This window comes from Pedobacter changchengzhani, from assembly GCF_004354365.1.
Classification (GTDB): domain Bacteria; phylum Bacteroidota; class Bacteroidia; order Sphingobacteriales; family Sphingobacteriaceae; genus Pedobacter; species Pedobacter changchengzhani.
Genome location: NZ_SJCY01000001.1, coordinates 618,469 through 624,383, shown reverse-complemented (window position 1 = coordinate 624,383; position 5,915 = coordinate 618,469). Strand labels below are relative to the sequence as shown.

Below are 5,915 nucleotides of genomic sequence, written 5' to 3'. Positions count from 1 at the left end.
TGGCAAAAAGTTCAATTCCCCTTATCTCAAATGTCTCGTTCGTGCCATCTCCGTTGGGCGTGAAAAGGTTGGGAACGAGTAGCGTTGAGGCAGAGACCGAAATCTTGGTGTAAAATCCGCCGTTGGCAGACATGTCCGCAGAAAGCACAACATTGTTGCGGGTATGTACGCCCACACTCGGATTGGTACCTTTAAGGATATCATACTTCTGTGGCCCCACATAGCGGGCTATTGCAGCATTGGCATCTTTAAACAGCGAACCGTTCGTGTTTGCATTGTGCTGAAGCACCATGTTCACACTGAGTGCCGAGTTTGAATAAATGTGCCAGATCCTGTCCATGCTGAGCTGTGCATTTGCAACAGGCTTGTTCGCAGCCGCAAAATCCTGTACGCTTACATAAACTCTTCCTGCCTGGGCAGGTGTTACCGTTGCAGGTGTATAATCGCCTTCGGCTATACCTACCGGGAAAACAAAACTGTCCATCCCAGCGTAATCTTTGATCACATGGCCGGTGATGCTGTTGCCCGTAACCACCATCCTGTCCCTGCTGTAGCTCGTGATCGTTCCCGCACCGTTCAGCCCAAGGTTGGAACCGTTCAGTATGATGTCTCCACCGTTGACCGCAAGGTCGATCCTGTTACCAAGGTTAAGTGATGCGCCAAGCGCACCGGCCGGATTGGCTGTTAAATAACCGGGATCCTGAAGGTCTGCAAGGATAACATTGCTGCTGTTCCTGTGCTCGATCATCAGGTTGATAAAATTGCCGTTGTTCCCATCGATAGTGGTCTGCCCCGCACCCATTGTTGGGTAAAAAGGGTTGGCGCCAGGATTGTAGATGATGATCTTTCCCGTTCCACTGAAGGTGGCACCGGGTGCAATCCAAATGTTCTTGCCGTAGATCTCGAGCGTGCCGTCGATCTGCCAGTTTGCATTCGGACCGAAATAACTCGATTCGGAATAACGTGATTCGGAAGTCCCCGGTAGAATCACAACCGTAGAGTTATCTACAGTTGAACTACCCGCACCGTTTTGTGCATTAGCGTTTACTGCTACAAAAAAAATGGGATAAAGTAAACTGAGTAAAAATATTTTCATTTTTAATTTTTATATTTCAATAAAGTCCAAATCAGTTCATTTTCATATCACACCCTTATATATCCAGCAACTAATCACTAATACTATAGATCGGCTACTATGAAAAATCTTGATCTTTTGGTAATTTCTGAATTCAGTATTTAAACAGCCTTCAGCGTTACAATTTTGTCTTTATCTACCGATTATAATCCACTTAACACCATCACTTTGGAAGGTAACTTGAGCATTAGAAATTCCAGACGAAAGAATGACTGATGTATTATTATTACCATTATATCTCATTGTTCCTGTAACTGTCATATTTGTAACAGCCGAATCATCATATACAAGTGTATATATCTTTCCCTTAACACCAACTGGGGTTGGTAAGGTAGCATCGCCAGTTAATAAGACCGTATAATCGTCGGCTACTATCTGACCAGCACCTCTTCTAATATTTGATGGATTATTAATAGCCACAGGGGTTTGCGCGATAGTTTTTAAAACACCATTTGCGTCGGCAACAACTATTCTATCTGAAGGATCTGTACTTATATAATTTGGTCTTTCTGCAGCCTGTACTGCTCTGTAAGCAGGTAACGTACCACGACCCAATGCAAAAATTCTTACACCACCCAACTGTACATCTATTCTCTGTGTGGCAACATTAGTAAATGAATCGCCCTCAGAACTACCAAATCTCCAATTACCCTTATCGTCCATAATTGTACGATATTCGACTTTTGCAGTGGTTTGAGGATTAGGTAACTGATAGTTATTATACCCTGCAGTACCAAACCAAATTTCCCCACCTAAATCGGCACTGTTACCAGTTCTTAAAACTATAGCCGCTCTTTGCTGTGTTAACGCATTATAAGACAAGTTTGCATCAGCTGTGCTCGTATAGCCTTCAAATGCCATGATAGACTGACCTCTTCCTCTAGCTTCTCTTGCTCCAATAACTCCGTTAGAAATTATCCCTCTATGGACGATCGCTTCGTTTTTATCTGTAGTCGCCAAATTATAGTTAAAATCCAAATCGCCGTTTGCAGAATAAGTGACCTTTTCATCTTTACCAAGCATCAATGTTCCGCCTGACGGTGAAGGATAAGTTGCATCACTTGGCTTATAACCAAAACCTATATTGCCTTTTGGAGTTACAATAATATCATCTAGAAGCTCTGTAGCAGTTGGAGTACCCGTTGCTGCGTTGTTCTTTGTAGCATCGATATTAAATATTCCTGTACCATTTTGCGTACCGATGGCTACATCACCTTTTTGATAAATATTTTGAGTATTTGCAGTTGCCGGATCGGTTGTATTTTTTATTTGCCAAGGCTCTTTACCTTGTGCAGCATCTCCTAATCGCACCCATTTTGTACCGTCATTATAATAATAACCTGGTGTTACATCTATAGGTGCAGTACCTGCTGTAGCAGTATTGTACACAGTCATACCAGCTACATGGGCAGATAGAGGTGCAAAATCTGTAGTCGCTTTTAGTGCAACACGAGCATTTAAAAACCCTTTTGTGGTACCCTGCAAATCTACTTGTGCATCCGTATTTTTTATTGATGTTGCTGTACCGCCAACTTTAACTGAGCCTGCATCTTGTTGTTGTGCGCTGGCAATTGTTAGCGTACCAAGTACAGTTGCCGTTGCTAATGCTGCTGTTAAAAAAATATTTTTTTTCATTTTATGATATTTTATCTTCCTGCATTTCCCCAATCAGCCTTTTGCATAGTGCGCAAGGTGGATTGGAGTTTTGAAGGTGTATATGTTAGTTAAGTATTTGATAGTTTACAAATGATGTTGTTGGAGGCAAAGCGCTAAACAATACAGTAAAACTTGTACCCACCACTCTAGAACCTGTTCCTACAGTAATTAGCGCTCCATCTGTTGGATCTTCATAAGTTACCAAAATAACAGCGTTTGCTGTTACCGCAGCATCAGTAAAGATTTGCGTTGCAGTTCCTGCACAAGCAATACGGCCTTTAATTGTTACCGTAGCTGTTGGGCCAGTTACCGTTTTTAGGACGCCATTTGCATCTGTAACCACAAATTTGTCTGAAGCTGAGCCAGTTTGTAAACCTTCTAAACGAATTGGATCTGCAGTGGCTTTAACGTGTAGCGTATTAGAGGGAGCCGCTGTACCGATACCAATATTACCTGCCGGAGCAGTTACCGAACCTGTTAAACCTGTACCAAAGATATTGTTGGCAATGTTCATTTGGTCATTTCCTGTAACAATCGCTATAGATGTATTTGCACCCAGCATTAAATTATTGTTGCCCGTGTAACGACCCGCAGAACTGTTAGATCCAGCATTTGCGCCAATCGAAGTATTATTAAGACCAGAGGTGAAATTTCTACCTGCTGCATAGCCCATACCTGTGTTGTTACTAAATTCAGCTCCATCACCGAAATTAGCCAAATACAGAGCCTCGAAACCAAAACCCGAGTTACCATTACCGGCGGCAGCACCGTTAATACCTAAATCTTCTAAAGCTCCTTTACCAACTGCAGTATTTTCTTTACCTGAAGCACTATTGTACATAGCATAGTAACCTACAGCAGTGTTGGCATTACCTGTGCTATTACCTAACATAGTATATGTACCAATTGCTGTATTTTGACCACCAGTTTTATTGCTGTTTAAAACTCTATAACCCAAACCAGCGTTATCGTTACCAGTTGTATTGCTTGTAAAAGCATAACCACCAACAGCTACGTTGCGAATACCATCTGTGTTTGCACTCATTGTATACGAACCAATGGCAACATTACGTGAGCCAATATTATTTGCTTTCAGTACATCAGCACCGATAGCAATATTGTCTTGTCCAAGCCCAACACTCGTACCATTACTACCTACACCAGCATCTTGAGTAATATGGTTTCTTGTACCAACCACTCTTAAATCAACTGGAGTTTGAACAATTCTTTTTAATACACCATTTGCACCTGTTGCCAAAAGGCTATCAGTTGCTAACCCTGTTTGTAAACCAGTTATGGCTAATGTATTTGTAGCATCTGTATTAATTTTAGTAGGCTTAATTAATGCGCCACCTAATTGTGTATTTACGCCTATTTTTGTTAATCCGTTATCGAAAGTATTATTACTTACAGGAGTTTGTGTAATGGTTTTCAAAACACCATTTGCGTCTGCAACTACAATTTTATCTGTTCCAGTTCCAGGTTGTAAGCCTTCAAAGCGAACTGGATCTGCAGTGGATTTAACGTGTAAAGTATTAGAGGGAGCAGCTGTACCGATACCAATATTACCTGCCGGAGCAGTTACCGAACCAGTTAAACCTGTACCAAACATATTGTTGGCAATGTTCATTTGGTTAGATCCTGTAGGAGCTATAAACCCTGTACTATAACCTAAAGCAATATTGTTATTTCCAATTGTTAGATTATTTGGATTTCCTGTACCAACAAAACCTGCATTTCTTCCAATTAATGTATTGTTATCTGCAGTTGTTACATCACCAGCAAGTGCTGCACCTGCAGATTCACCAAAGGCAGTATTACCCGATCCCTTTGCTTGTTGCAATGCCACTCGGCCCATACCAGTATTAAAAAAACCATTCGAAACAGACGCGAGCGTCAATCTACCTACAGCTGTGTTATAAGTACCGGTAGTATTAGCGACTAATGACGCACCCACAGCAGTATTTTCTGAACCCGTAGTATTTGCTTTTAAAGCGCCAGTTCCAAGAGCAGTGTTGGCACTGGAAATATTTAATTGTAATGCCCCTGTACCAAGGGCTGTATTACTAAATCCAGTTAAATTAACAGATAATGCATTTGAACCTACGGCAGTGTTGTCATTAGCAGTTGTAGCCATTTGCAGAGCATTAGTACCAATGGCAGTGTTGCCGTTACCGGCAGTACTATTCTGCAAAGCATTTTTACCAAATGCAGTTAAGTTATTAGCTGTTGTTAGTGGGTTTAAGGCAGATAAGCCAAATGAAGTGTTATTGGTGGCAACGTCAATTAAACCACTTCTAACATTGTTTGCCTTAAATACTAAAGATTGCGCATCCGTTGTTCCTAAAAAATTTGTTCCTGCAACTGTACCAACATTACCCGTAATATGCCAATCATTACTTAATGTTGATGCTGGTATTGATTTTAAAACACCATTTGCATCTGCTACTACAACATTATCTGAAATAGCTCCTGTTTGTAAACCAGTTATGGCTAAAGTTTGAGTAGCATCTGTCATAATTGCAGTTGGTTTAATCAATGTTCCACCTAATTGAGTGTTTATTCCCGTTTTTGTTAAACCGTTATCTGCAGTAGTGTTAGAAAGTGAAGTTAAATCGAGAGTCTTTGTATTACCTCTTTCTAAAGTCAATGTTAAAACTTTTGTAGTCGCATCTAATGAAAAATCAGTTATAGTTTGATTATCCGTATTTACAACTGTATTATTAATAATATAAGGATCAATAGCTGAACCTGTACCTGTAATTAAAATACCAGTACCTGCTATTGATTTTCCCCCAATACCATCTAAACCTGCAGGACCTCGTTCTCCTTGAATACCCTGAGCACCTGTTAAACCAGTATCACCTTGAGCTCCTTTGTCTCCTTGGATACCCGGAGCACCCGTTAAACCAGTATCACCTTTCACTCCTTTATCTCCTTGGATACCCGGAGCACCTGTTAAACCAGTATCTCCTTTCACTCCTTTATCTCCTTGGATACCCGGAGCACCTGTTAAACCAGTATCTCCTTTCACTCCTTTATCTCCTTGGATACCCGGAGCACCCATTAAACCAGTATCTCCTTTATCACCTTGAGCTCCTTTGTCTCCTTGGATACCCGGAGC

General features: G+C 41.1%; 1 protein-coding gene and 2 pseudogenes. All 3 read right to left on the bottom strand.

Annotation, left to right across the window (positions count from 1 at the left end; genetic code table 11):
* Positions 1-1,096 (bottom strand): annotated as a pseudogene (locus EZJ43_RS02765) (gliding motility-associated C-terminal domain-containing protein); the annotation flags it as partial.
* A 171-nt stretch (positions 1,097-1,267) separates the two neighbouring features.
* The gene (locus EZJ43_RS02760; RefSeq protein WP_133261124.1) at positions 1,268-2,770 is read right to left on the bottom strand and encodes a hypothetical protein; all 1,503 of its coding nucleotides are present in this window, start codon (positions 2,768-2,770) and stop codon (positions 1,268-1,270) included.
* An 85-nt stretch (positions 2,771-2,855) separates the two neighbouring features.
* Positions 2,856-5,915, bottom strand: a pseudogene (locus EZJ43_RS02755) (collagen-like protein); the annotation flags it as partial.

What these genes read in the sequence shown, in the direction of transcription:
- EZJ43_RS02760 (WP_133261124.1), bottom strand. Translation starts at nt 2,770, where the DNA reads ATGAAAAAAAATATTTTTTTAACAGCAGCATTAGCAACGGCAACTGTA.